At 67.3% G+C, this 20,132-nt stretch carries 24 protein-coding genes and 1 tRNA gene; 6 read left to right on the top strand and 19 right to left on the bottom strand.

Annotation, left to right across the window (positions count from 1 at the left end):
• Window positions 1-72 precede the first annotated feature (72 nt).
• Entirely contained in the window at window positions 73-1,293 is a 1,221-nt protein-coding gene (locus M4578_RS03250) for an acyl-CoA dehydrogenase (RefSeq protein ID WP_258092012.1), read from the bottom strand.
• 129 nt (window positions 1,294-1,422) lie between these two features.
• On the opposite strand from M4578_RS03250, the gene M4578_RS03245 reads away from it, so the two are divergent.
• Window positions 1,423-2,313 carry a LysR substrate-binding domain-containing protein gene (locus M4578_RS03245; RefSeq protein ID WP_258092011.1) on the top strand — a complete coding sequence of 297 codons (891 nt, stop codon included), beginning with the start codon at window positions 1,423-1,425 and terminating at the stop codon, window positions 2,311-2,313.
• Between the two features lie 80 nt (window positions 2,314-2,393).
• Window positions 2,394-2,660 carry a c-type cytochrome gene (locus M4578_RS03240; RefSeq protein WP_258092010.1) on the top strand — a complete coding sequence of 89 codons (267 nt, stop codon included), beginning with the start codon at window positions 2,394-2,396 and terminating at the stop codon, window positions 2,658-2,660.
• Here M4578_RS03240 and M4578_RS03235 read toward each other — a convergent pair.
• The 8 genes from M4578_RS03235 to M4578_RS03200 form a co-directional block, all read right to left on the bottom strand.
• Window positions 2,657-3,679: a histone deacetylase family protein gene (locus M4578_RS03235; RefSeq protein ID WP_258092009.1), complete on the bottom strand. Its 1,023-nt coding sequence runs from the start codon at window positions 3,677-3,679 to the stop codon at window positions 2,657-2,659. The genes M4578_RS03240 and M4578_RS03235 overlap by 4 nt on opposite strands.
• Window positions 3,676-4,155 carry a GNAT family N-acetyltransferase gene (locus tag M4578_RS03230; RefSeq protein ID WP_258092008.1) on the bottom strand — a complete coding sequence of 160 codons (480 nt, stop codon included), beginning with the start codon at window positions 4,153-4,155 and terminating at the stop codon, window positions 3,676-3,678. The genes M4578_RS03235 and M4578_RS03230 overlap by 4 nt, the downstream gene beginning before the upstream one ends.
• Window positions 4,152-5,078, bottom strand: a complete 927-nt coding sequence (kce, locus tag M4578_RS03225) for a 3,5-dioxohexanoate:acetyl-CoA acetone transferase (protein ID WP_258092007.1) — start codon at window positions 5,076-5,078, stop codon at window positions 4,152-4,154. The genes M4578_RS03230 and kce overlap by 4 nt, the downstream gene beginning before the upstream one ends.
• Window positions 5,078-6,415 carry an aminotransferase family protein gene (locus M4578_RS03220; protein WP_258092006.1) on the bottom strand — a complete coding sequence of 446 codons (1,338 nt, stop codon included), beginning with the start codon at window positions 6,413-6,415 and terminating at the stop codon, window positions 5,078-5,080. Before M4578_RS03220 ends, kce begins: the two co-directional genes overlap by 1 nt.
• Window positions 6,412-7,497 (bottom strand): ABC transporter ATP-binding protein, encoded by a 1,086-nt coding sequence (locus M4578_RS03215; RefSeq protein ID WP_258092005.1) that lies wholly within the window; start codon window positions 7,495-7,497, stop codon window positions 6,412-6,414. The genes M4578_RS03220 and M4578_RS03215 overlap by 4 nt, the downstream gene beginning before the upstream one ends.
• A gap of 122 nt (window positions 7,498-7,619) precedes the next feature.
• Entirely contained in the window at window positions 7,620-8,762 is a 1,143-nt protein-coding gene (locus tag M4578_RS03210) for an extracellular solute-binding protein (protein WP_338054499.1), read from the bottom strand.
• A 42-nt stretch (window positions 8,763-8,804) separates the two neighbouring features.
• Window positions 8,805-9,587, bottom strand: a complete 783-nt coding sequence (locus M4578_RS03205; protein ID WP_258092003.1) for an ABC transporter permease — start codon at window positions 9,585-9,587, stop codon at window positions 8,805-8,807.
• Entirely contained in the window at window positions 9,587-10,453 is an 867-nt protein-coding gene (locus M4578_RS03200; protein ID WP_258092002.1) for an ABC transporter permease, read from the bottom strand. The genes M4578_RS03205 and M4578_RS03200 overlap by 1 nt, the downstream gene beginning before the upstream one ends.
• A gap of 94 nt (window positions 10,454-10,547) precedes the next feature.
• Here M4578_RS03200 and M4578_RS03195 point away from each other — a divergent pair, with 94 nt between their 5' ends.
• Window positions 10,548-11,528, top strand: coding sequence for a LysR family transcriptional regulator (locus M4578_RS03195; RefSeq protein ID WP_258092001.1), 981 nt, complete (start codon window positions 10,548-10,550; stop codon window positions 11,526-11,528).
• A 64-nt stretch (window positions 11,529-11,592) separates the two neighbouring features.
• Here M4578_RS03195 and M4578_RS03190 read toward each other — a convergent pair.
• The 5 genes from M4578_RS03190 to M4578_RS03170 form a co-directional block, all read right to left on the bottom strand.
• Window positions 11,593-11,667, bottom strand: a tRNA-Gln gene (locus M4578_RS03190).
• Window positions 11,668-11,749: 82 nt separating this feature from the next.
• Window positions 11,750-12,739 carry a GGDEF domain-containing protein gene (locus M4578_RS03185; protein ID WP_258092000.1) on the bottom strand — a complete coding sequence of 330 codons (990 nt, stop codon included), beginning with the start codon at window positions 12,737-12,739 and terminating at the stop codon, window positions 11,750-11,752.
• Window positions 12,736-13,353 (bottom strand): heme NO-binding domain-containing protein, encoded by a 618-nt coding sequence (locus M4578_RS03180; protein ID WP_258091999.1) that lies wholly within the window; start codon window positions 13,351-13,353, stop codon window positions 12,736-12,738. The genes M4578_RS03185 and M4578_RS03180 overlap by 4 nt, the downstream gene beginning before the upstream one ends.
• 97 nt (window positions 13,354-13,450) lie before the next feature.
• Window positions 13,451-14,146, bottom strand: a complete 696-nt coding sequence (locus M4578_RS03175; protein ID WP_258091998.1) for an HAD family hydrolase — start codon at window positions 14,144-14,146, stop codon at window positions 13,451-13,453.
• Entirely contained in the window at window positions 14,143-14,427 is a 285-nt protein-coding gene (locus M4578_RS03170) for a DUF3572 domain-containing protein (RefSeq protein ID WP_258091997.1), read from the bottom strand. The genes M4578_RS03175 and M4578_RS03170 overlap by 4 nt, the downstream gene beginning before the upstream one ends.
• A 105-nt stretch (window positions 14,428-14,532) precedes the next feature.
• Between M4578_RS03170 and M4578_RS03165 the strand changes: the two genes are divergently transcribed.
• The gene (locus M4578_RS03165) at window positions 14,533-15,966 is read left to right on the top strand and encodes a diguanylate cyclase (protein ID WP_258091996.1); all 1,434 of its coding nucleotides are present in this window, start codon (window positions 14,533-14,535) and stop codon (window positions 15,964-15,966) included.
• Between the two features lie 17 nt (window positions 15,967-15,983).
• Here the strand turns inward: M4578_RS03165 and M4578_RS03160 are convergent, their stop codons facing one another.
• The 4 genes from M4578_RS03160 to M4578_RS03145 all read right to left on the bottom strand — a co-directional run bounded on the left by M4578_RS03160 (window position 15,984) and on the right by M4578_RS03145 (window position 18,214).
• Complete coding sequence (locus tag M4578_RS03160; protein WP_258091995.1) at window positions 15,984-16,487, bottom strand: periplasmic heavy metal sensor; 504 nt, start codon at window positions 16,485-16,487, stop codon at window positions 15,984-15,986.
• A 3-nt stretch (window positions 16,488-16,490) separates the two neighbouring features.
• Entirely contained in the window at window positions 16,491-16,865 is a 375-nt protein-coding gene (locus M4578_RS03155) for a hypothetical protein (RefSeq protein WP_258091994.1), read from the bottom strand.
• Window positions 16,858-17,442 carry an RNA polymerase sigma factor gene (locus tag M4578_RS03150; protein WP_420854793.1) on the bottom strand — a complete coding sequence of 195 codons (585 nt, stop codon included), beginning with the start codon at window positions 17,440-17,442 and terminating at the stop codon, window positions 16,858-16,860. Before M4578_RS03150 ends, M4578_RS03155 begins: the two co-directional genes overlap by 8 nt.
• A gap of 91 nt (window positions 17,443-17,533) precedes the next feature.
• On the bottom strand, window positions 17,534-18,214 hold the full coding sequence (locus M4578_RS03145) for an EF-hand domain-containing protein (RefSeq protein ID WP_258091992.1): 681 nt from the start codon (window positions 18,212-18,214) through the stop codon (window positions 17,534-17,536).
• A gap of 253 nt (window positions 18,215-18,467) precedes the next feature.
• On the opposite strand from M4578_RS03145, the gene M4578_RS03140 reads away from it, so the two are divergent.
• Together M4578_RS03140 and M4578_RS03135 are read left to right on the top strand one after the other, a co-directional pair.
• Window positions 18,468-18,920: a DUF983 domain-containing protein gene (locus M4578_RS03140; RefSeq protein ID WP_420854796.1), complete on the top strand. Its 453-nt coding sequence runs from the start codon at window positions 18,468-18,470 to the stop codon at window positions 18,918-18,920.
• A gap of 45 nt (window positions 18,921-18,965) precedes the next feature.
• On the top strand, window positions 18,966-19,658 hold the full coding sequence (locus M4578_RS03135) for an NUDIX hydrolase (RefSeq protein WP_258091990.1): 693 nt from the start codon (window positions 18,966-18,968) through the stop codon (window positions 19,656-19,658).
• 47 nt (window positions 19,659-19,705) lie between these two features.
• Here M4578_RS03135 and M4578_RS03130 read toward each other — a convergent pair whose 3' ends face one another.
• Window positions 19,706-20,086 (bottom strand): hypothetical protein, encoded by a 381-nt coding sequence (locus tag M4578_RS03130; RefSeq protein WP_258091989.1) that lies wholly within the window; start codon window positions 20,084-20,086, stop codon window positions 19,706-19,708.
• Between the last annotated feature and the right edge of the window lie 46 nt (window positions 20,087-20,132).

The following is a 20,132-nucleotide window of genomic DNA, read 5'->3' as shown; positions in this document are numbered from 1 at the left end:
ATACTCAAAAAAATCACGCCAAGAGGCGCGGCCCGTAGGGTGGGCAATCTGCCCACCCCCCTCAAAACCGCGTCAGAAAAACGCCTGAATCCCGGTCTGCGCCCGGCCCAGGATCAGCGCATGCACGTCATGGGTGCCCTCATAGGTGTTCACCGTCTCGAGGTTCGCCGCATGGCGCATCACGCCGTATTCGATCTGGATGCCGTTGCCGCCATGCATGTCGCGCGCCATCCGCGCCACATCCAGCGCCTTGCCGCAATTGTTGCGCTTGATGAGCGAGATCATCTCGGGCGCGGCCTGCGCGCTGTCCATCAGCCGCCCGACCCGCAGGCAGGCCTGAAGCCCCAGCGCGATCTCGGTCTGCATATCGGCGAGCTTCTTCTGATAAAGCTGCGTGCCGGCGATGGGCTTGTCGAACTGCTTGCGGTCGAGCCCGTATTGCCGCGCCTGATGCCAGCAGGCCTCCGCCGCGCCCATCACGCCCCAGGCGATGCCATAGCGCGCCCGGTTGAGACAGCCGAACGGCCCCTTCAGCCCCTCCACATTGGGCAGCAGCGCGTCTTCGCCCACCTCGACATCGTCCAGCACGATCTCGCCGGTGATGGACGCCCGCAGCGACAGCTTGCCGCCGATCTTCGGCGCGCTGAGCCCCTTCATGCCCTTTTCCAGCACGAAGCCGCGGATCTTGCCGCCATGCGCCTCGGATTTCGCCCAGACCACAAAGACATCGGCGATGGGCGCGTTCGAGATCCACATCTTCGCACCCTTGAGCACATAGCCGCCCTCGGTCTTCACCGCGCGCGTCTTCATGCCCGCCGGATCGCTGCCCGCGTCCGGTTCGGTCAGGCCGAAACAGCCGATCCATTCGCCCGAGGCCAGTTTCGGCAGGTATTTCATCCGCTGCGCTTCCGAGCCATAGGCATAGATCGGGTACATCACGAGGCTCGATTGCACCGACATCATCGAGCGGTAACCGCTATCGACCCGCTCGATCTCGCGCGCCACAAGCCCGTAGCTCACATAGCCCGCGCCGATGCCGCCATATTGCTCGGGCACCGTGACCCCCAGAAGCCCCTGCGCGCCCATCTCGGCAAAGATCGCCGGATCGGTCTCTTCCTCCATATAGGCGTGTTCGACGCGCGGCAGCAGCTTGTCCTGCGCGAAGGCACGGGCGCTTTCGGCGATCATGCGCTCGTCTTCCTCAAGCTGCCCGTCGAACAGGAAGGGATCCTCCCAGGAGAAGGCGGCAAGCGCGGGGCGGTCCTTGGGGCGAAGATCGGGGGCGTCGGCCATGGGTCTCTATCCTATCTGTTTCGCCGGACACCCTAAGCCGGACGGAGGCCGCAGGGAAACGATTTAATTTGCGCAACCAATGAGGAAAACTCATAGTATTCGCATGCCCGCCGCAGAGGAGCCCGGCCCATGCGCAAACCCTATATGCCCTCGGTCGCCGAGCTGGAAGCCTTCACCGCCTGCGCCCGGCGCGGCACCACGACGATGGCGGCGGAAAGCCTCGGGCTGACGCAAAGCGCCATCTCGCGCTCGCTGGCCTCGCTCGAGGATCGGCTGGGCGTTGCCCTCTTCAACCGCGTGCGGCAACGGCTGGTGCTTTCGCCGGCCGGCCATGCGTTTCTGGACCGCGCCGAGCGGCTGCTGGCCGGGCTCGACGACGCGGCGATGGGGGTGATGGCCTTCGGCGGACGCGACGCGGTGCTGCGCATGGCGGTGCTGCCGAGCCTGGCACGGATCTGGCTGATCCCGCGGCTCGCACGCTTTGCCCGCGAGGCGCCGGAAATCAGTCTCGACCTTTCGGCGCGGCTGCTGCCGGTGGATTTCGGGCGCGAACCCTTCGATCTGGCCATTATGCGCAACCGGCATGATATGCCCGGCGCCAGCGCCGAACCGATCCTGCCCGAAACGCTGGTGATCGTCGCCGCGCCGGCACTGCTGCAGGGCCGCGCCGCGCTGGACGATGCCGAGCTTCTGGAACTGCCGCTGCTACAGCAATCCACCCGCCCGACACTTTGGCTCGACTGGTTCCGCGGCTCCGACACCGACCCGCGCCGCATCCTGCGCGGCGCGCGTTTCGATCATTTCGACATGATCGTGGATGCTGCCATCGCCGGGCTCGGCGTGGGCATTATGCCCGAGATCGTCGCGCGCCCGGCGCTCAAGCGCGGCGCGCTGGCGCTGGCCGCGCCGCGCCGCTTCGCCACCGGCGAGCATTACGCGCTGATCCTGCCCGAACGTGCCCGGACCAGCCCGCATGTGCAGCGTTTCCGCGACTGGCTGCTGCGCGAGATCGCCCGCTAGCCCGGCCCCTGCCCCGCGCCGATCCGCCGCGCCCCCCCCGTCACGCTGCTGTCACGGGACAGGCGCTAGAACAGGTCATCATGATCCGCCTTCCGTTCCTCGCGTTCTGTGTTCTGCCCGCCGCCGCTTCGGCGCAGGACGGCGCCACGCTGTTTGCCGAGCAGTGCAGCGCCTGCCATATGGAAGACGCCGCTGGCGACGACCGCGCGCCCGACATCCGCGCCGTGCCCCTGGGCACGCTGAAACGGGCGCTGCACGGTTTCGACCAGATGCCGGAATTCGCCCTCGAGCCGACGGAGATCGCCGCCCTGCATGGCTGGCTCGCCAGCCTCGACCCGGATCGCTAGCCCGCCTGCGCGCCCTTGAGCACAGCGGTCAGATTGGCGCCCAGCGTGTCGCTCACATAGCCGCCCTCCTGCACGAAGAGCACCGGCAGACCGGTCGCGGCAAAGGCCGCGCCGATCCGGGCGAACCCCTCTTGCGTGACCGCGAGCCCCTTGAACGGATCGTCGATCGAGGCATCGAGCCCCAGCGCCACAACGATGACATCGGCGCCAAAGCTCTCCACCCGCTCCAGCGCGGTGCCGAGCGTGCGCAGATAGTCTTCGTCCCCGGTGCCGCGGGCCAGCGGCAGGTTGAGGTTGGCGCCCAGCCCGGCGCCCTCGCCGCGTTCCTGCGCATGCCCCCAGAAGAACGGATAGAACCGCGCCGGATCGGCGTGGATCGAGACGGTCAGGACATCGCCCCGCGCATAGAAGATCCCCTGCGTCCCGTTGCCGTGATGCACATCGACATCGACGATGGCCGGGCGCATCCCCCGCGCGCGAAGCCGTTCCGCCGCGATGCCGGAATTGTTGAAGAAACAGAACCCTCCCGCGAGATCCGCAAAGGCGTGATGCCCCGGCGGGCGCGACAGCGTATAGGCCAGAGAGGCGCCGGCACTCAGCGCATCGGCGCCGGCAATCGCCGTCTGCGCCGACCAATAGGCCGCCTCATAGGTGTGTTCGGCGATGGGACAGGCGGTATCGGCCTGGTGAAACCCGGCCTGCCCGACGGCGGATTTGGGGTATCCATCGGTGCGGTTGGCGGGGTGGATATTGGGGATCACCTCCTCCCCGGCCCCGTCGATCCGGCGCCAGCGCGTATAGATGTTGCGCAGGAACGCGATGTATTCCGCGCTGTGCAGCGCCGCGATGGGGCCGAGCCCGGCATCCTCCGGTGTCTCGAAGGAACAGCCCGCCGCAAGCGCGCCGTCGGTCAGAATGTCGATCCGGCGCGGCTCTTCGGGGTTGGGCAGCAGCGCGCCGTTGGCCATGAAATGCCGGGGCGCATGCTTCCATTGCCGGGGATCGAAAAACGCTTTCATTGGCTCGCTCCAAGGGCCGCTGTCGCGGCCTCGTCCAGATACATCTCGGTGTGATGGGTGGCCGGGACGAACCCCAGCCGCTCGTAAAAGCGCCGCGCATCGGCCTTTTCATGATAAACGTTGAGTTTCAACGCTCTGGCGCCCCATGTTGACATGGCATCGCGCGCCACCGCAGCCAGCAGCCGGGGCCCGAGCCGCTGGCCGCGCCGCTCTGCCGAGACCCAGAGATCGGCGACATAGGCAATGGTGAGCCCGCGCGCGGTGGAAAAGCTCGGCGAATAAAGCGACACGCCCAGCACGGCACCCGCCTCTTCCGCCAGCATCGCGCGAAAGACCGGGTGCGGGCCGAACCCCGCCCGGCGCAGATCCGCGTCGCTGGCCTTGTGCCGGTCGCCCAGATCCGCCGACAGCCGCGCCAGCGCCGCATTGAGACGCGGCACATCGGCCTCGCCGGCCGGTCGGAAACGAATGCTCATATCGCCGTCCGGTCGGCGCCCTTGAGCCCCAGAAGCGCGCGGGCCTCGTCCGGGGTGGCGGGCTCGCGCCCAAGCTCCTCGACGATGCGGCGCACCTTCTCGACCTGTTCGGCGTTCGAGCGCGCCAGCTTGCCCCGAGAGATCGTCAGGCTGTCTTCCAGCCCCACGCGCACATGGCCGCCCATCGCCGCCGCCATGCTGGCAAGCGGCATCTGGTGACGCCCCGCCGCCAGCACCGAGAACCGGTAGTCGTCGCCAAACAGCTTGTCCGCGATCCGCTTCATATGCATGAGGTTTTCCGGATCGGCCCCGATCCCGCCAAGCACCCCGAAAACGAATTGCAGGAACACCGGCCCCGCGACCAGACCGCGATCCATGAAATGCCGCAGCATGTAGAGATGGCCGACATCGTAGCATTCGAACTCGAATTTCGCGCCACGCTTCACGCCCAGTTCGGTCAGCACATATGCAATGTCGCGCGGCGTGTTCTTGAAGATCAGATCGTCGGAGTTTTCCAGGAACGGCTGTTCCCAATCGTGTTTCCACTCGGAAATCCGCTCGGCCATCGGGTAGAGCGCGAAATTCATGCTGCCCATGTTGAGCGAGCACATCTCCGGCGCGGCGGCCAGCGGCGCGGCCAGACGCTCGTCGAGCGTCATCACCGCGCTGCCGCCGGTGGTGAGGTTGAGCACCGCCCCGGTGGCCTGTTTCAGCCGAGGCAGGAACGCGGCGTAATGCGCCGGATCCGCCGAGGGCCGGCCGGTTTCGGGATCGCGCGCGTGCAGATGCAGGATGGCCGCGCCGGCCTCGGCGGCGGCCACGCCCTGTTCGGCGATCTCCTCGGCGGTCACCGGAAGGTAAGGCGACATGGAGGGCGTGTGAATCGACCCGGTCAGCGCACAGGTGATGAGGATCTTGGACATCACGACACCCTGCCGAGCGCCGGCAGCTCGGCCCGGAACTGCCCCAGCGACCGGTCCAGCCCCTCGACGATCTCGTCCAGATGCGTGTCCTCCACGATGAGCGGCGGACAGACAAGGATATGATCGCCCTCGATCCCGTCGCGGGTGCGGCGGGAATAGACGATCAGCCCGTTATCATAGGCGATCTGCACAAAACGGTCGAAGGCGCGCCACTCTTTCGGCAGCGGTGTTTTCGTCACCGGATCGGACATGAACTCGAAGGCCAGCAACAGCCCCTTGCCGCGCACATCGCCGATGATCTCGTGGCGCTGCGCCAGCGCGTGCAGCCGCGCCTTGAGCTTGTCGCCCATGACGGCGGCATTCTCCACAAGGTTCATACGGTCGATCTCGTCCAGCACGGCACTGCCTGCGGCACAGGCCAGCGGGTTGCCCGCATAGGTGAAGCCATGCGCGAAACCGCCCTGGTCCAGCACCGGCGCCACCATCCAGTCGGGCGCCACGATACCGCCCAGAGGCGCATAGCCGGCGGCGAACCCCTTGGACATCACCACGATGTCGGGCCGTGTGTTCCAGTGTTCGCAGCCCAGAAAGGCCCCGGTGCGCCCGGCCCCGGTCATCACCTCGTCCATGATCAGCAGCACGCCATGACGGTCGCAGATCTCGCGGATGCGCGCCATATAGCCCTCGGGCGGAACCAGCGCGCCGGTCGAGGCGCCGCCCACCGGCTCGAGGATGAAGGCCAGTACGGATTCGGGCCCCTCGCGCATGATCTGCGCGTCCAGAAGATCGGCGTAATGGTGCCCGGTCGCGGGGTCAGAGGGATCGAGCCCGTCGAGATAGGCGCGCGGCGCGGGCACCTTGGGCATTTCCCGCATCATCGGCGCGAAGGGCTCGGTCAGCGAGGCATAGCCGGTGACCGCCAGCGCGCCGAGCGTACAGCCGTGATAGGAGGGGCTGCGCGAAATGACCTTCCAGCGGCTGCCCTGCCCGATGGCCACGGCATATTGCCGGGCGAGCTTCATGGCGCTTTCGATCGCCTCCGACCCGCCGGAGACGAAGAACACCTTGTCGAGCCCCTCGGGCATCTTCTCGACGGTCTTGCGTGCCAGCCGCTCGCTCGCCTCGGTCTCGAAATGCAGCCGGTAGCCAAAGGTCGCGCGGTCCATCTGCTCGCGCATGGCGGCAAGCACATTGGCATTGGAATGGCCGATATTGCAGACCATCGCGCCGGACGAGCCATCGAGATAGCGCTTGCCGTCGGTGTCCCACATATAGACGCCGCGGGCCTGGTCCAGCACGGGTTTGCGCCCGTGCCCCTGATAGAAGAGGTGGCTCATTCCGCCTCCCCGGGAAGCGCGGAGCAGTCTTTCGGACGAAAGCCGATCTGCACGGCGGCGCCCTCCTCGAACGGTTTGTCGTCGATCATGTTGATGGCCTGCAATTGACGGTCGCCCAGCCGCAGGAAATACCGCACGGTCTGGCCCTGATAATCCACCGTTTCCACGGTGGCGGGGGTGGTGATGACGCCCTCGGGCGCGGCGCCCTGCGGCAGCACCTGTAGTTTCTCGGCGCGCAGCACCAGCTTGGCCGGCCCCGCGTCGCTCAGCCGCTGCGCCTTTTCCGCCGGGATCGGCACCTTGCCGAAGGGCGCCAGCTCCAGCACCGCGCCATCGGCGCCGCGCGTGCTGCATTGCGCCGGCAGGATATTGGAGGCGCCGAGGAAATTCGCCACGAACTCGCTGGCCGGGTTGTTATAGACCTCGTCGGGAGAGCCCATCTGCTCGACCCGGCCCGCGCTCATCACCACGATGCTGTCGGACATGGCCAACGCCTCGGACTGGTCGTGGGTGACGAAAACGGTGGTGACGCCGATCTGGTCCTGAATGCGCTTCAGCTCGACCCGCATATCCTCGCGCAGATTGGCGTCGAGCGCCGAGAGCGGTTCGTCGAGCAGCAGCACATCGGGTTCGATCACGATGGCACGGGCCAGCGCGATGCGCTGCTGCTGCCCGCCCGAAAGCGCCTTGGGATAGCGCGCGCCCACATGCGGAAGCTGCACCAGATCCAGCGCCTTCTGCACCCGTCCCGCGATCTCGGCTTTCGGCACGTTGCGGTATTTCAGCCCGAAGGCGACGTTCTCGGCCACGGTCTTGTGCGGAAACAGCGCGTAGTTCTGGAACACGATGCCCAGATTGCGCTTGTGGATCGGCACGTTGTTCACCGCTTTGCCGCCGATCAGGATCTCGCCCTCGCTCGGGTCCAGAAGCCCCGCGATCATGCGCAGATTGGTGGTCTTGCCACAGCCCGAAGGGCCGAGCAGCGTGACAAAGGCGCCGTCGGGGATCTCCAGGCTGGTCTTGTGCACCGCGGTGAATTTGTGAAAGCGCTTCACGACGTTGCGAAGGATGACGGAGCTCATGGGCTGGATGTCCTGAGATGAAGAAACGGTCGGCGACCGGAGCCGGTGACGCCGGACAGGCCCCGGCCCGGGGGCCGCCTGTCCGGCGCGGACGCCCCGGGGCAGAGCCCGGGGCGCGCGGGTCAGTAGCCTTTCTGGACGCGGCCGAAGGTCTTCGACCAGTCTGCCTCGTGGCCGTTCCAATAGGCCGGATCGGCAAAGGTCAGCCCTTCGAGCGTGCCTTTGGGGTCGAAGGCCGGCAACGTCGGGATCTTGGCCCCCAGGTCCACCTTGTTCGGGTCGAGCGCCGGCGGATAGTTCTGGCCTTCGGCCACGGCGATGGAGGTTTCCGGCGCCAGCATGAAGTTCAGCAGCTCTTCGCAGGCCTCCATCGGCGAGCCCTTGAGCACGAAGAGGCATTCCTGCCAGCCGTAGCCGTTGGGCGGATCGTAATAGCCGATGTCGTGGCCCTGCTCCTGAAGCGCGTAGATCCGGCCCGACCAGCCCTCGGTCACATAGATCTCCTCCTCGGCCAGCAGCGACATCAGCTCGGCGCCCGAGGTCCAGTATTTCAGCGACAGATCGCGATGGGCGCGGATCGCGTCCCAGACGGCGTCCATATCGGTGGCCCCGTTCGGATCCTGCCCGGTTTGCAGCGAGGCGAACCAGATCCGCGTGCGCCAGTCGCTCCAGCCGGCGATCTTGCCTTTATAGGCCGCGTCGATGAGGATCTTGGCGCCCTTCTCCTGCATCTCCGCGTCGGAGATATATTTGCGGTTATAGGCCAGCCCCGTGGTGCCGTAATCGTAGGGCACGCAGGACAGCGCCCCGCCCGAGACCTTGCGGAACACATCCACCAGCTTGGGGATGACATATTGCAGGTTGGGGATATTCGCCTCGTTCAGCTCGGAGCTGAGGCCGAGATTGTGATAGCGCGCATAGTCGAAGACGCCCGAGAGATGCGCGATATTGTATTCGCCCGGCTGGCTGGCCTTGACGCGGCTCAGATATTCGTCGCCGCCGCCGAAGGTGCCATCGACCACCGCGATGCCGGTATCGGCGGTATAGGGGTCGAAAGCGTATTTCCGGAAGGCTTCCGAGACCACACCGCCCCAGCCGTCGAACCGCACCTGGCTGACCGTCTGGGCATTGGCATAGCGGGCAAAGGGTGTCTGCACCCCATAGGCGAGACCGGCCGCGCCGATCAGGCCCAGAAAGCCGCGCCGGTCCAGATCGCCATTCATGTAGCGCTCTCGAAGACGCTCGTAACGGGTTGTATTGTCGATTTTTTTCAAAACTCTCTCCTTGTCGGGTCAGGCGGAGCGGTGTCAGCCGCTCTTCTTGGATAGTTGTCTTGCGATGGCGGCGCCGAGCAGCGGCAGACCCACGGTCATGACGATCATCACCGTGCCCAGCGCATTGATCTCGGGGCTGATGGAATTGCGCAGCATGGCGAAGATCTGGGTCGGCACGGTCTCGACCCCGCCGGGCTTCCAGAACAGCGTGCCGGTGATGTCGTCGAAGCTGATGGTGAAGGCGAAAAGCCCGCCCGCCAGCACCGCCGGCAGCATCAGCGGCAGGGTGATCTGAAAGAAGGTCTGCATCGGGCTGGCGCCGAGGCTCATCGCCGCCTCCTCCACATCGCGGCGGATCGCCACCAGCCGCGCCTGCACGACGAGGATCACGAAGGGCAGCGTGAAAATGACATGGCCGAAGAGCAGCAGCGCAAAGCTCTTGTTGACGCCCAGCACGTTGAGGAAGAGCAACAGCGCCACCGCCAGCACCACCTCGGGCACGAGGATCGGCGCGATCAGCAGGGTCGAGACCAGATTGGCACCCGGCACCCGGTAGCGCACCAGCGCGAGGCTCGCCAGCACACCCAGCGTGGTCGAGATCAGCGCCGTGAGCAGCCCGAGGATCACCGAGGTGCGGAAGGCGCGCAGGATCGCCTCGTTCTGCGCCAGTTCCACGAACCAGCGGAAGGAAAAGCCGGTCATCGGAAAGGCGCCGAACTGCGAGGCGTTGAAGCTGAGCAGCACAACGACGGCGACGGGCAGGAACATGAAGATATAGACGAGGATCGCGTAGCCGCGAATGAGAAACCAGCCCATCAGCCCAGCCCCTTCATAAGCTGCGCCATGCCGAGATAGCGGTTGTAGATCGCCACCAGGAGGCCCAGCACCACCAGCAGCATCAGGCTCAGCGCCGAACCCAGCGGCCAGTTGAGCTGGGTGATGATCGCCTCGAAGACGAGATTGGCGAACATCGCGTCGCGCGGCCCGCCCAGCACCAGCGGCGTGATATAGGTGCCCGCCCCCAGCACGAAGCAGAGCAGCCCGCCGGCGGCGAGCCCCGGCAGCGACAGCGGCAGGGTCACCTGAAGGAAGGATTCCCAGCGCGTCGCCCCCAGCGAATTGGCCGCATCCTCGAGTGTCACGTCGATGCCGTCGAGGCTGACGAAGATATTGAGGATCATGAAAGGCAGCAGGAAATGCACCAGCCCGAGGATCACCGTGGCCTGATTGTAGAGCATCTGAAGCGGTTCCGAGATGATCCCGGTCCAGAGCAGGAAGCTGTTCAGCGCCCCGGACACCCCCAGGATATTGATCCAGCTCATCGTGCGGATGATATAGCTGATCCAGAATGGCAGCATCAGAAGAAGCAGAAGGATCGCCTTGTTACCATTTGATCTTGCGATGAAATATGCCGATGGATAGCCCATCAGCGCGCAGACCAGCGTGGTGATCGCGGCGATCTTCAGCGTATTGATCAGAATGTCGCGATAGAACGGATCGGTGAGCGCCTCGGCCCAGTTGTCGAGGAAAAAGCCCGGCTGATCCGCACCGGTCGCGGTGCGCAGCCAGAAGCTGTAGACGACGATGAAGCACAGCGGCACGATCAAGAGCAGCGCCACCGCCGTCAGCGCCGGTGACAGCAGTATCCAGGGCTGGCGCGCCTCGCGGGCTTCGACCGACATCTGCGATTCCTCGTGGGTTTCCTGTTGCCGATGCTTCGGAAGCGCGCCACATTGATCAAATAGATAATGAGAATTTTCATTATTGAGGATATCTATGCCGCCCGATCCTTACGACCCCGAGCGCATCGCCCGCGAGCTTGACTGGAACCTGCTGCGCACCTTCGTGGTTCTGGCGGAATCGCGCTCGATCACCGAGGGTGCTGCGCGGCTGCGGCTGAAGCAGCCTTCGGTCTCTTCCGCCTTGAAAAGACTGGAAGATCGCGTGGGCCGAAAGCTCATCGACCGGCAGCCCGGGCGCTACGAACTGACCGATGCCGGCCGGCTGCTCTATCGCGAGGCGGTGGAGATCAACGGCTCCATCCTGCGGCTGTCGACGCTGCTGCGCGAGATGACCGACGAGGTGCGCGGCCATGTGAAGATCGCGGTGGCCAGTCACGTCGTCTGCCCGTTTTTTGATCGCGTGCTGGCGGCCTTTCACGCGCAGAACCCCGGCGCCAGCCTGTCGATCGACGTGCATTCCAGCGCCCAGGCGCTGGCCGAGGTCTCGGCCAAGCGCGCCTCCTTTGCCATCTGCCTGGTGCGCGCGCGCAATGCCCGGCTGGAATACCGGCGGCTTTACCGGGAGTTCTTCGGCCTGTTCTGCGGCCCCTATCACCCGCTGTTCGGCCAGGAGGGGCTCACCCCCGCCGATCTCGAGGGGCTGCCCTCGGTCAGTTTCGACACCGACCGGCTGGAGGATGTGCTGAAACCGGTGGCGCTGATGCGGGCACAATCGCGGCTGGGCATGCGGATCACCGGCATGTCGAGCAATCTCGAAGAGGTGCGCCGGATGATCATCGCCGGGCTGGGCATCGGCCCGCTGCCCGTGCATGTGGCGCGGCGCGATGTGATCGACGGGCTGCTCTGGCAGACGCCACCCTATGAGGGGCTGCCCGCCATCGACGTGCATCTGGTCTGGAACCCGCAGGCGGTGATGAACCGTGCCGAGGCGATCCTGCTACAGATGATCCAGGAGGCCATCGAGGCCGCCCCCATCGAAGAGCGCACCTATCTGCCGGCGCTGCGGGGGCAGTGACCTGAAACGCGCACCAGGGCTCGCGGCCCGGAAAACGCGGATTGTGTCGTGACTTAGGGAAACTTGGCTGGGGTGGTAGGATTCGAACCTACGGTACGCGGTACCAAAAACCGTTGCCTTACCACTTGGCTACACCCCAACCGTGGCGGCGGTCTTACGCTACCCGCTGACGGGGATCAAGACCTCGGATTGCAAAAAAATGCGCCTTTCCGCCGGGTCCGTCACTGCGCGCCATCGACCGGCTCCGGCACGTAAAAGGCATGCTGGGCGCGGCCCAGCCGTTTGGCCGTGTAAAGCGCCATATCCGCATGCTCCAGCAGCGCCTCGGCGGTCTGCGCCCCGCCCGCCTCCGGATCGTTCAGCGCAATGCCGATGCTGGCCGAGACCCGGCACAGCGCGCCGTCCATCGGAATCGGCCGCTCGATTCGGCGGATCAGCCGGTCGGCCAGCTCCGACAGGCGCGCAGTGTCGACAAGCCCCGCCAGCAGGATGACGAATTCGTCCCCGCCGACGCGCGCCACCAGATCCTCCTTGCGGGTCACGTCCAGCATGATCCGCGCCACCGCCTGCAACACCCGGTCGCCCGCCGCATGGCCGCGCGTGTCGTTCACCTGCTTGAAGAAATCGAGATCCAGATGCAGCAGCGCAAACCGTTCGCCGCTGCGGATCAGCCGTTGCAGCATATGATCCATCGCGCGGCGATTCTGAAGCCCGGTCAGCGTGTCGGTATAGGCGCGCTGCTCGGCGGCGAGCATGGCGCCCTGAAGCCGCCGGTTGAGCGTGCGCGACGCCTCCATCGCGGCGGATTTCGCCTCGACCAGATAAAGCATGTCGATGGCCAGATCTGTGACGGCGAAATCGGTGCTGGTCAGCGCGTGCAGCCGCACCGCCTCGACCACGCCGATCCCGAAGGAGAGACTGACCAAAGCCCCGCCCTCGCCGTCCGGCATCGCCAGCCCCTTCAGCGTCATGCGCGGCCCGCAGCAGAGCCGGAGCTGCAACTTGCGCCCCGCCATCTCGAGCAGCCCGGGCAGCGTGCTGACCCCTTTCGGGCGGTAGATGTGCAGCACATCGGCAAAGGGCAGCCCGCGACAGCAGCGCCCGCTCAGCAGCTTGCGCAGCGTCGGGCCCATGCGCCGCACCCGCCCGTCGGCCCCAACCTGTAGATGCAGCGGGCAGATCGTGTCCATCGTGTCGGCGGGCAGGCTCATGACGCGGCCTCGCGCCGGATCGGCGGGGCGGCGGCGAGATCGAAATCGCGCCCCTCGGCGAAATCGGTTTCGACCACGGTGATGTCGATGATCTCGGCCCCGTCGAGCGCGCCGCGATGATCGAGGATCACCAGCGCACCGTAATCATCCGCCATCGCCCGCAGCACCCCCACCAGCACATGGCCGAAACCCGGCAGATCGCGTAGGCTGCCGTGGCAGGAAATCAGGAACTGCCCCGGCGAGGAATCGGTCAGCTCGAGCTCCGGCAGTTCCAGATCGGCCACGGTGAGCCGCGCCCGGCCCGGCAGATCCTCGAGCGAATGCAGGAAGTCGATGAAATCGACCCCGCCATAGCGCATCAGCCGGCGCAGCCCTTCGTTGTTCGGATGGGTGATCAGATAGGTGCCGATGTCTTCGAGAATGGCCTCCCTTGGCTTGTCGAGCCGCAGTACCGCGCTGTCGAGCACCTGCTCGACGATGCGTGTGTCATAATCGAGCATCGCTTCGAAATCCGTCGCGTCGAACTCCGCTCTGCGCGCAATCTCCTGCCACGCGCTCTGCCCGTAAGTGTCTTGCAGGAAACACTGAAGTGTCCTGGCGATCAGCCCGTGCATCGGCCCTTCCCGCTTGCCTGTCTTTCCCGGCAGATTGGCAGAGCCGGTTTAAGACAACGCAAACAGGAACAATTGTCGGAAAAAATCCGCAAGCGGCTCAGGCGCCGAGCCAGCCCGGCAGATGCCCGATATCGGGCAACACCACATCGGCCAGCGGCGCCAGGGTCTCGGCCGGGATCGGGCCGGTCAGCACCGCCACGGTCTGCATGCCCGCGGCGCGCCCGGCGGAGAGGTCGTGCGGGCTGTCGCCGACCATGACCACACGCTCGGGCGCGATGGCCACGACATCGGCGAAGGCCAGCAGCGGCGCGGGGGCGGGCTTGGCACCGTAGCCGCTGTCGAAGCCGGCGATGAAGCGGAACGCCGCCTCGATCCCGACGCTGCGCAGATGCCCCCGCGCGGCGAATTCGGCGTCGTTGGTCATCACCCCCAGCGGCAGCCCCAGCCCGTCGAGCCGCGCCATCAGCGGCGCCAGCGGCACCACCTCGACAAGCGGCGCCTCGCTGCCCGTCAGCATCAGATACCGCTCGACCTCATCCGCCACCAGATGCGGCAGCGCTCCGGCAAGACATTCCGCAGCCTCGCGATTTGTGCCCGCGACGACCGGGCTCTCGGGCAGGAAGACCTCCTGCTCCAGATCGAAACGGGCGGCCTCGGCCAGCGCCTGCAGCGCCGCCGCGTCGCCGCCGGAGAGATGGCGCAGCGCCATACGGCCCCAGGTGTTCCAGGTGGCTCCGAATTCGAACAACGTGCCGTCCTTGTCGAACAGCACCGCATCGGCACGCAGGCTCATGTCCAGTTCACCTCGCCGCCGCCGGGCAGCATCGCGCGCGCCGCGCGCGGCCGGTCATAGGCCAGCCCCTCGGCCTCGCAGAACGCCGCCACCCAGGCATCGTCCATCAGGATGAAATCCAGCACCGCGCCCTGAAACGACGGATCGTCGAGCCCCGTCCGGAACGACTCGGCCGAGGCTCCGGTCGCCCCCAGAAACACCGGCAGAAGATCGTCGTTCGCCGCCAGCCAGGCCACGGCCTGCAACCCGATCAGTTCGGCGGATTCCCGCGACAACATCATTTCGCCTCAAATCCGAAAGAGTTTGTTAACCGTTTTTCAGGAAGACTGCCCGTCAGAGGAAGCGCAAGCCTTGCGACTGCCTAACCGATGGCCGGGACTGGTGCAATGACAGGACGGATACTTATCGCCGAGGGCGTTCCGACCAACCGGATCGTGCTGCGGGTCAAGCTCACCTCGGCCTATTACGATGTGCTCCAGGCAGGCTCCGGGGCCGAGGCGCTGCTGACCGTGCGGCGGCAAAAACCGGATCTGGTCATCGCCGCGTCGGATCTGCCCGACATGGCGGGGCGGGATTTCTGTGCGCGGCTGCGCGCCATGCCAGACGCCTCGGAAACCCCGGTGATCCTGGTGCATCCCGAGCCCGACCGGGCCGAGCGGATGCGCGCGCTCGCCGCCGGCGCCGATGACGTGATCGCGCGCCCGCTGGACGAGCTGGTGCTGCTGGCGCGGCTGCGCAGCCTGCTGCGGGCGCGCCATGCCGAAGACGAGCTGCGGCTGCGCGACGATACCCGCCGGGCGCTGGGGCTGGCCGAGCCTCCGGCGGGGTTGCAGGTGCCCGCGCGCATCGCCGTCGTGCCGGTGCAGGCGGATATTCCGGTGCGCGCGGGCATTGCCGCGCTGCGCACCCGGCTGCCGGACCGGTTCGAGACGCTGCGCCCGGACCAGGCGCTGCGCGACGACGGCCCGCTGCCCGAGGTCTTCGTGATCGTCGATACCGGCAGCGCCCCCGGCGCCGGGCTGTCGCTGCTCACCCAGCTTCGCGCCAGCCCGTCCTTCCGGCAATCCGCCATCGTCTATGTCACCCGGCCCGATTGCCGGCGCGAGGCGGCCAGCGCGCTCGATCTCGGCGCCAACGACCTGCTGGCAGGCGGCTTCGATCCCGAGGAACTGGTGCTGCGCCTGCCCAAGCAGATCGCCCGCAAGCGCACCGCCGACCGGCTGCGCGCCAATATGCGCCACGGGCTGCGCGCGGCGGTGACCGATCCGCTGACCGGGCTTTACAACCGCCGCTACGCGCTGCCCCATCTTGCCCGTTTGTCCGAGCGCGCGGCGGCACAGCGGCGGCCCTATGCGCTACTGCTCGCCGATCTCGACCATTTCAAACGGATCAACGACACCCACGGCCATGCGGCGGGCGATGCGGTGCTGGTCGAGCTGGCGCGGCGGATGACGGAAAACCTGCGGGTGGCCGACCTGGTCGCGCGGATCGGCGGCGAGGAGTTTCTCGTGGCCATGCCCGACACCGACGAGGCGGCGGCGCAGCGCACCGCCGAACGGCTGTGCCGGGTCATTGCCGAGACCCCCTTCGCCCTGCCCGGCCCGGGCAACCGCAGCGCCCGGATCACCCTCAGCATCGGCGTCGCCCTGCCACGCCCCGGCATCAGCGAAACACCGGACACGCTGCTCGACCGGGCCGACCGGGCGCTCTACATGGCAAAGGACGCGGGGCGCAACCGGATCGCCCTCGCCCCGCTCGATCCGCCCTCGGGATCCTCAGACGATTGTCCGCCCCGGGCGATCTCCTCGGCGCGGCCCTGACCCGCCGGACCGGCGGCTCAGTGGCGCATCTTTCCGACGCGCTGCGCCATCTCCTCGATCTCGGCCTCGAGCCGGTCGGCATAGGCCTGACGGTCCTCGGCGGGCAGCGCCGCGACATAGTCCACAAGCACCCGCTGCCCCGCCGCCTGCCGCTGCTCGGCCTCCGCGCCCTGGGCCCGCAGCGCCGCGCCAAACGCCTGCGCGTCGAAGGGTTCGGCGCGCAGCACATCGAGCGCCGAGCGATACCCCGACAGAAAACTCCGGCCCGAAGCGCGATCGCGGTCCCGGTCGAAGGCACCGCGCAGGTTGCGGCCCAGATCGTGCCGCTGGGTCTCGGTGAAGGCGCGGGTGTAGGGAAAGACGAAATCGCGCCCGCGTGGCGGGCCGTCGCGGTCGAGCGGCGGGCGCAGGAAGAACATCCCCCCCACGATCCCCACCACCGCGAGGTTCGCCGCCAGCGACGCAAAGAGCACGATCCGCAGCCACGGCGCGGTTTTGGTTTGTTTTACAGCGTCCGACATGGTTCAGAGCCCCAGCATCGCATAGTCAAATCCGCTGGCGGGCTCCAGCGCCGAAATCCCGTCGCCGGCGCTGGCCGACAGCCAGTCCGACACGCCCGACGGGGCCGCCGCGCCGAACCAGATGCCGGTGGCGCAGGCCGCCACCAGCCCCGCCATCGCCGGCCAGCCGCCCAGCACGCCCAGCATCTCGCGCAGCCAGCCGCCGCGCGGCGCGGCGCCGGCGTCAGGCGCCTGCTGCGGGCGCGGTGCCGGCTGTTCGGCCAGCGCCATCGCCTCCATGCGGGCGAGCCAATCTCCCGACGGCGCCGGCACCTCGGCGCGGCCCGCCTCGAACCAGGGGGCCAGCCCCCCTTCCTCCGCCTTGCGCTTGTCAGTCATCGTCATATCCTAACTCCGAGCGCCGGGCTTGCAGAAGCCCTTCAAGCGCCTTGCGGCCGCGGGCGGTCAGACTTTCGACCGCGCGCACGCCAATGTCCATGATCTCGGCGATCTCGGGGTTCGAAAGCCCCTCGAGATGCCGCAACACAACCGCCTGCTTCTGCCGCTCGGGCAGCCTGTCCAGCGCCTCCTGAAGCGCCGTCCCGCGGGCCGTCTCCTGCAGGCTGCGCTCGACCGAGGGCGCGGGATCCTCCGGCTCGGCCACCGCGTCGAGATCGACATGGCCGCCGTGGCGCCGCCGCATCCGGTCGATGCAGAGGTTCGACACCACCCGGTACAGCCAGGTCGAGACCTTGGCCTCGCCCATCCGCCAGCCCGGCGCCGCGCGCCAGAGCCGGAGCAGCGCCTCCTGCGCCACATCCTCGGCTTCGGCCCGGTCCTTGAGCATCCGCATGGCCAGACCGAACGCCCGCGGACCCAGCCGCAGCGTCAGCGCGCGCGCCGCCGCGGGCTCGCCGGCGGCATAGGCCGCGAGCAGGGACTCGTCACTCGTATCGCTCATCGCGTCATATGGCATCCGATCCATCCCAACGCGCTAGCCCGAAGACAGGCGCGGCGCAATGGCCCCGGGCAGCGGGTCTCCGCCGCCCGGATCCGTCATCCCCGGCTCAGCGACGCCACATCGGCTGCTGGCCGCAGGCACCGTCACGTGCACCGCCGCGCATCCCGTCCGGGCCGCGCTGCGCATAATCGCGCCCCTGCATGTTGCCATGGCCGTGCTTGCCGAAACGCTGGCCCTGCATGCCGTCCGGTCCCCGCTGGCCAAAGTCGCGGCCCATCCGCTCGCCCTGGCCCTTGCGGTCGCCGCCCATCATCGGGCGCATCTGTTGCAGCGCGCTCAGCTCGTCCTTGCTCACAGCGCCGTCCTTGTCCGTGTCGAGCCGGTCGAACATCTGCGCCGGACCCCGCGCGTTGGCCTGCATCTCTTCCAGGCTCAGCTTGCCGTCCTTGTCGGCATCGAAGCGCTGCAGCATCATCTGCTGGCGGCGCGCCTCGCGGGCCTTGTCCTGCGCGGCCTGGAATGCGGTCAGCTCATCGCCCTCCAGCGCGCCGTCGCCATTGGCATCCGCCTCGGCAAAGGCCGCCGCCGGCCCCATCGCCGCCAGTTCGTCCTTGGTCACCTTGCCGTCGCCGTCGGCGTCGAGCTGATCGAACATCTCCAGCATCATCGGCGCGCGGCCCTGAGCGTCGCCCCGCTGCGCATTGCCCCCGGGAAAGGCCGAGGCCAGACCGGCGGTGCCCATCACGACAATGGCGGCGCCCATGAGAAGTTTGGTCATGCGTGTCATAGCTGCGATCTCCTGTATCATCGCGTCTTTGCGTCCTTGCCGACGCCCTCCTGGCCGCCGATCTGTTCTTTTCACGCCGGGGCCGCGCAATTCCGTCGGAAAAAATTCGACAGACCCGCTTCGGTGTCGGAAAACAAAGATGTACGCTCCGCCCAGATTTGCGACATGGCGCCGCAAGGACAGTCTGCGCACTTTCTATATATAAGCGGCTGCTTCACCCTACGGGGACGAGACGAGGAACCCCATGTCCGACATGACGCATATTTCGAAGGAACCCGAGGCCGCGCGCTCCGCCGATCCGGCCGCCGCGCCGCTCGACGCCGCGCCCCAGACAAGCGGCAGCGACGCGCTGGACGAGCGCGACACCTGGCCCGCGGTCTGGAAAGGCTTTCGGCGGCGCTGCCCCAATTGCGGCACCGGCCCGATGCTGAGCAGCTATCTCAAGGTGCGCGACCATTGCCCGGTCTGCCGCGAAGAGCTGCACCACCACCGTGCCGACGACGGCCCCGCCTATCTGACGATCCTGATCGTCGGCCACATCATGGCGCCGGCGCTGCTCTGGGTCTTCACCACCTGGCGCCCCGAGCCGCTGATCCTGATCACCATATTCTCCATTGGCTGCATCGGCCTGTCGCTTTATCTTCTGCCGCGACTGAAGGGAGCGATCGTCGGGTTTCAATGGGCGCGCCACATGCACGGGTTCTGACGGACCGGTGCGGCGGCGCCCCTGCCCGCGGCGGCAGGAGGACAGATGACAATCGACAAGACGGCGATCCGCGACGCGGCTTCGGTGATCGTGCTGCGCAATCGCGACAGCGCCCCGCGTATCCTGATGGGACAGCGCGGCGCGGCGGCGGCCTTCATGCCCAACAAATTCGTGTTCCCCGGCGGCGCGGTGGATGCCGAAGACGCGCAGGTGCCGCTGACCGGCGCGCTGCCGGCGCTCTGCCAGACGCGGCTACAGGAGGACACCCGCGCCGATCTGGCCCATCCGCTGGCGATTGCCGCGATTCGCGAGCTCTGGGAAGAAACCGGGCTGATTCTCGGGGTGCCCGGCGACTGGGCCGATCCGCCGATGGACTGGCGCAGCTTTGCCGCGACCGGCCATGTGCCCGATGCCTCGGCGCTGCAATTCGTGTTCCGCGCCATCACCCCGCCGGGCCGCCCGCGCCGGTTCGACGCGCGCTTCTTCCTCGTGGATGCCGATGCGCTGGCCTCGGATCCCGACGATTTCTCGGCCGCCTCCGACGAGCTGAGCCATCTGCAATGGGTCGGGCTCGACGAGTTGCGCCATTTCGACATGCCCTTCATCACCGAGGTGGTGCTGGCCGAGGTCGCCGCCCGCGCCCATGACGAAAGCCCCCCCGTCTCGGTGCCCTTCTTCCGCAACGACGACGAGGAAAGCCTGTTCCTGCGCCTCAAGGGGCGCGCGCTGCCGGATTAGGACCAGCGCCCGGGGCGGGAGCCGTCTGTCACCAGACGCGGCGCCGGCTAGACAAAGCCCCGCCAGAGCAGCAGCGCCATCACCGCCGCGAAGACCAGCAGCAGGTTGAGCATCACGCCGCCCAGCAGCGACAGCAGCCGCCCGCGGCGCCGGTCGGCAAGGTCGATCGCCTTGAGATGCGCCTCGATACGCCCGGCGGCGGCGCTCACCGCCGCGCCGTTCACCATCCGCGCCAGCTTGGGATGGCCCGCCGCGCGCCGCGCCTCGAGCACCTGCGCCAGATCGTTGCGCAACCCGCGCGGCAGGATCCGCCGCGCCTGCGCCGCGCGCCGCTCGAAGCCGCCGCGCCGCAGCGAGAGCTTTTCCTCGAACAGCCGTTCGAGCCGGGCCACCGCAGGGCCGATATGCTGGTCTTCGATCATCGACATGCAGGCTAGGTCTGCGCAATTCCGCACTCAATGCAAGAGCCCGGCA

Source organism: Salipiger pentaromativorans, assembly GCF_024721115.1.
Lineage (GTDB): Bacteria > Pseudomonadota > Alphaproteobacteria > Rhodobacterales > Rhodobacteraceae > Salipiger > Salipiger pentaromativorans.
Note: the sequence above shows the minus strand (reverse complement) of the source record. Positions and strands in the feature narration are given on the sequence as shown.

What these genes read in the sequence shown, in the direction of transcription:
- M4578_RS03195 (WP_258092001.1), top strand. Translation starts at nt 10,548, where the DNA reads ATGCCGCCCGATCCTTACGACCCCGAGCGCATCGCCCGCGAGCTTGAC.
- M4578_RS03180 (WP_258091999.1), bottom strand. Translation starts at nt 13,353, where the DNA reads ATGCACGGGCTGATCGCCAGGACACTTCAGTGTTTCCTGCAAGACACT.
- M4578_RS03230 (WP_258092008.1), bottom strand. Translation starts at nt 4,155, where the DNA reads ATGAGCATTCGTTTCCGACCGGCCGGCGAGGCCGATGTGCCGCGTCTC.
- M4578_RS03215 (WP_258092005.1), bottom strand. Translation starts at nt 7,497, where the DNA reads ATGAGCTCCGTCATCCTTCGCAACGTCGTGAAGCGCTTTCACAAATTC.
- M4578_RS03135 (WP_258091990.1), top strand. Translation starts at nt 18,966, where the DNA reads ATGACAATCGACAAGACGGCGATCCGCGACGCGGCTTCGGTGATCGTG.
- kce (WP_258092007.1), bottom strand. Translation starts at nt 5,078, where the DNA reads ATGTCCAAGATCCTCATCACCTGTGCGCTGACCGGGTCGATTCACACG.
- M4578_RS03175 (WP_258091998.1), bottom strand. Translation starts at nt 14,146, where the DNA reads ATGAGCCTGCGTGCCGATGCGGTGCTGTTCGACAAGGACGGCACGTTG.
- M4578_RS03165 (WP_258091996.1), top strand. Translation starts at nt 14,533, where the DNA reads ATGACAGGACGGATACTTATCGCCGAGGGCGTTCCGACCAACCGGATC.
- M4578_RS03250 (WP_258092012.1), bottom strand. Translation starts at nt 1,293, where the DNA reads ATGGCCGACGCCCCCGATCTTCGCCCCAAGGACCGCCCCGCGCTTGCC.
- M4578_RS03160 (WP_258091995.1), bottom strand. Translation starts at nt 16,487, where the DNA reads ATGTCGGACGCTGTAAAACAAACCAAAACCGCGCCGTGGCTGCGGATC.
- M4578_RS03170 (WP_258091997.1), bottom strand. Translation starts at nt 14,427, where the DNA reads ATGATGTTGTCGCGGGAATCCGCCGAACTGATCGGGTTGCAGGCCGTG.
- M4578_RS03130 (WP_258091989.1), bottom strand. Translation starts at nt 20,086, where the DNA reads ATGTCGATGATCGAAGACCAGCATATCGGCCCTGCGGTGGCCCGGCTC.
- M4578_RS03235 (WP_258092009.1), bottom strand. Translation starts at nt 3,679, where the DNA reads ATGAAAGCGTTTTTCGATCCCCGGCAATGGAAGCATGCGCCCCGGCAT.
- M4578_RS03200 (WP_258092002.1), bottom strand. Translation starts at nt 10,453, where the DNA reads ATGTCGGTCGAAGCCCGCGAGGCGCGCCAGCCCTGGATACTGCTGTCA.
- M4578_RS03140 (WP_420854796.1), top strand. Translation starts at nt 18,468, where the DNA reads ATGACGCATATTTCGAAGGAACCCGAGGCCGCGCGCTCCGCCGATCCG.
- M4578_RS03240 (WP_258092010.1), top strand. Translation starts at nt 2,394, where the DNA reads ATGATCCGCCTTCCGTTCCTCGCGTTCTGTGTTCTGCCCGCCGCCGCT.
- M4578_RS03220 (WP_258092006.1), bottom strand. Translation starts at nt 6,415, where the DNA reads ATGAGCCACCTCTTCTATCAGGGGCACGGGCGCAAACCCGTGCTGGAC.
- M4578_RS03155 (WP_258091994.1), bottom strand. Translation starts at nt 16,865, where the DNA reads ATGACTGACAAGCGCAAGGCGGAGGAAGGGGGGCTGGCCCCCTGGTTC.
- M4578_RS03185 (WP_258092000.1), bottom strand. Translation starts at nt 12,739, where the DNA reads ATGAGCCTGCCCGCCGACACGATGGACACGATCTGCCCGCTGCATCTA.
- M4578_RS03145 (WP_258091992.1), bottom strand. Translation starts at nt 18,214, where the DNA reads ATGACACGCATGACCAAACTTCTCATGGGCGCCGCCATTGTCGTGATG.
- M4578_RS03150 (WP_420854793.1), bottom strand. Translation starts at nt 17,442, where the DNA reads ATGCCATATGACGCGATGAGCGATACGAGTGACGAGTCCCTGCTCGCG.
- M4578_RS03205 (WP_258092003.1), bottom strand. Translation starts at nt 9,587, where the DNA reads ATGGGCTGGTTTCTCATTCGCGGCTACGCGATCCTCGTCTATATCTTC.
- M4578_RS03245 (WP_258092011.1), top strand. Translation starts at nt 1,423, where the DNA reads ATGCGCAAACCCTATATGCCCTCGGTCGCCGAGCTGGAAGCCTTCACC.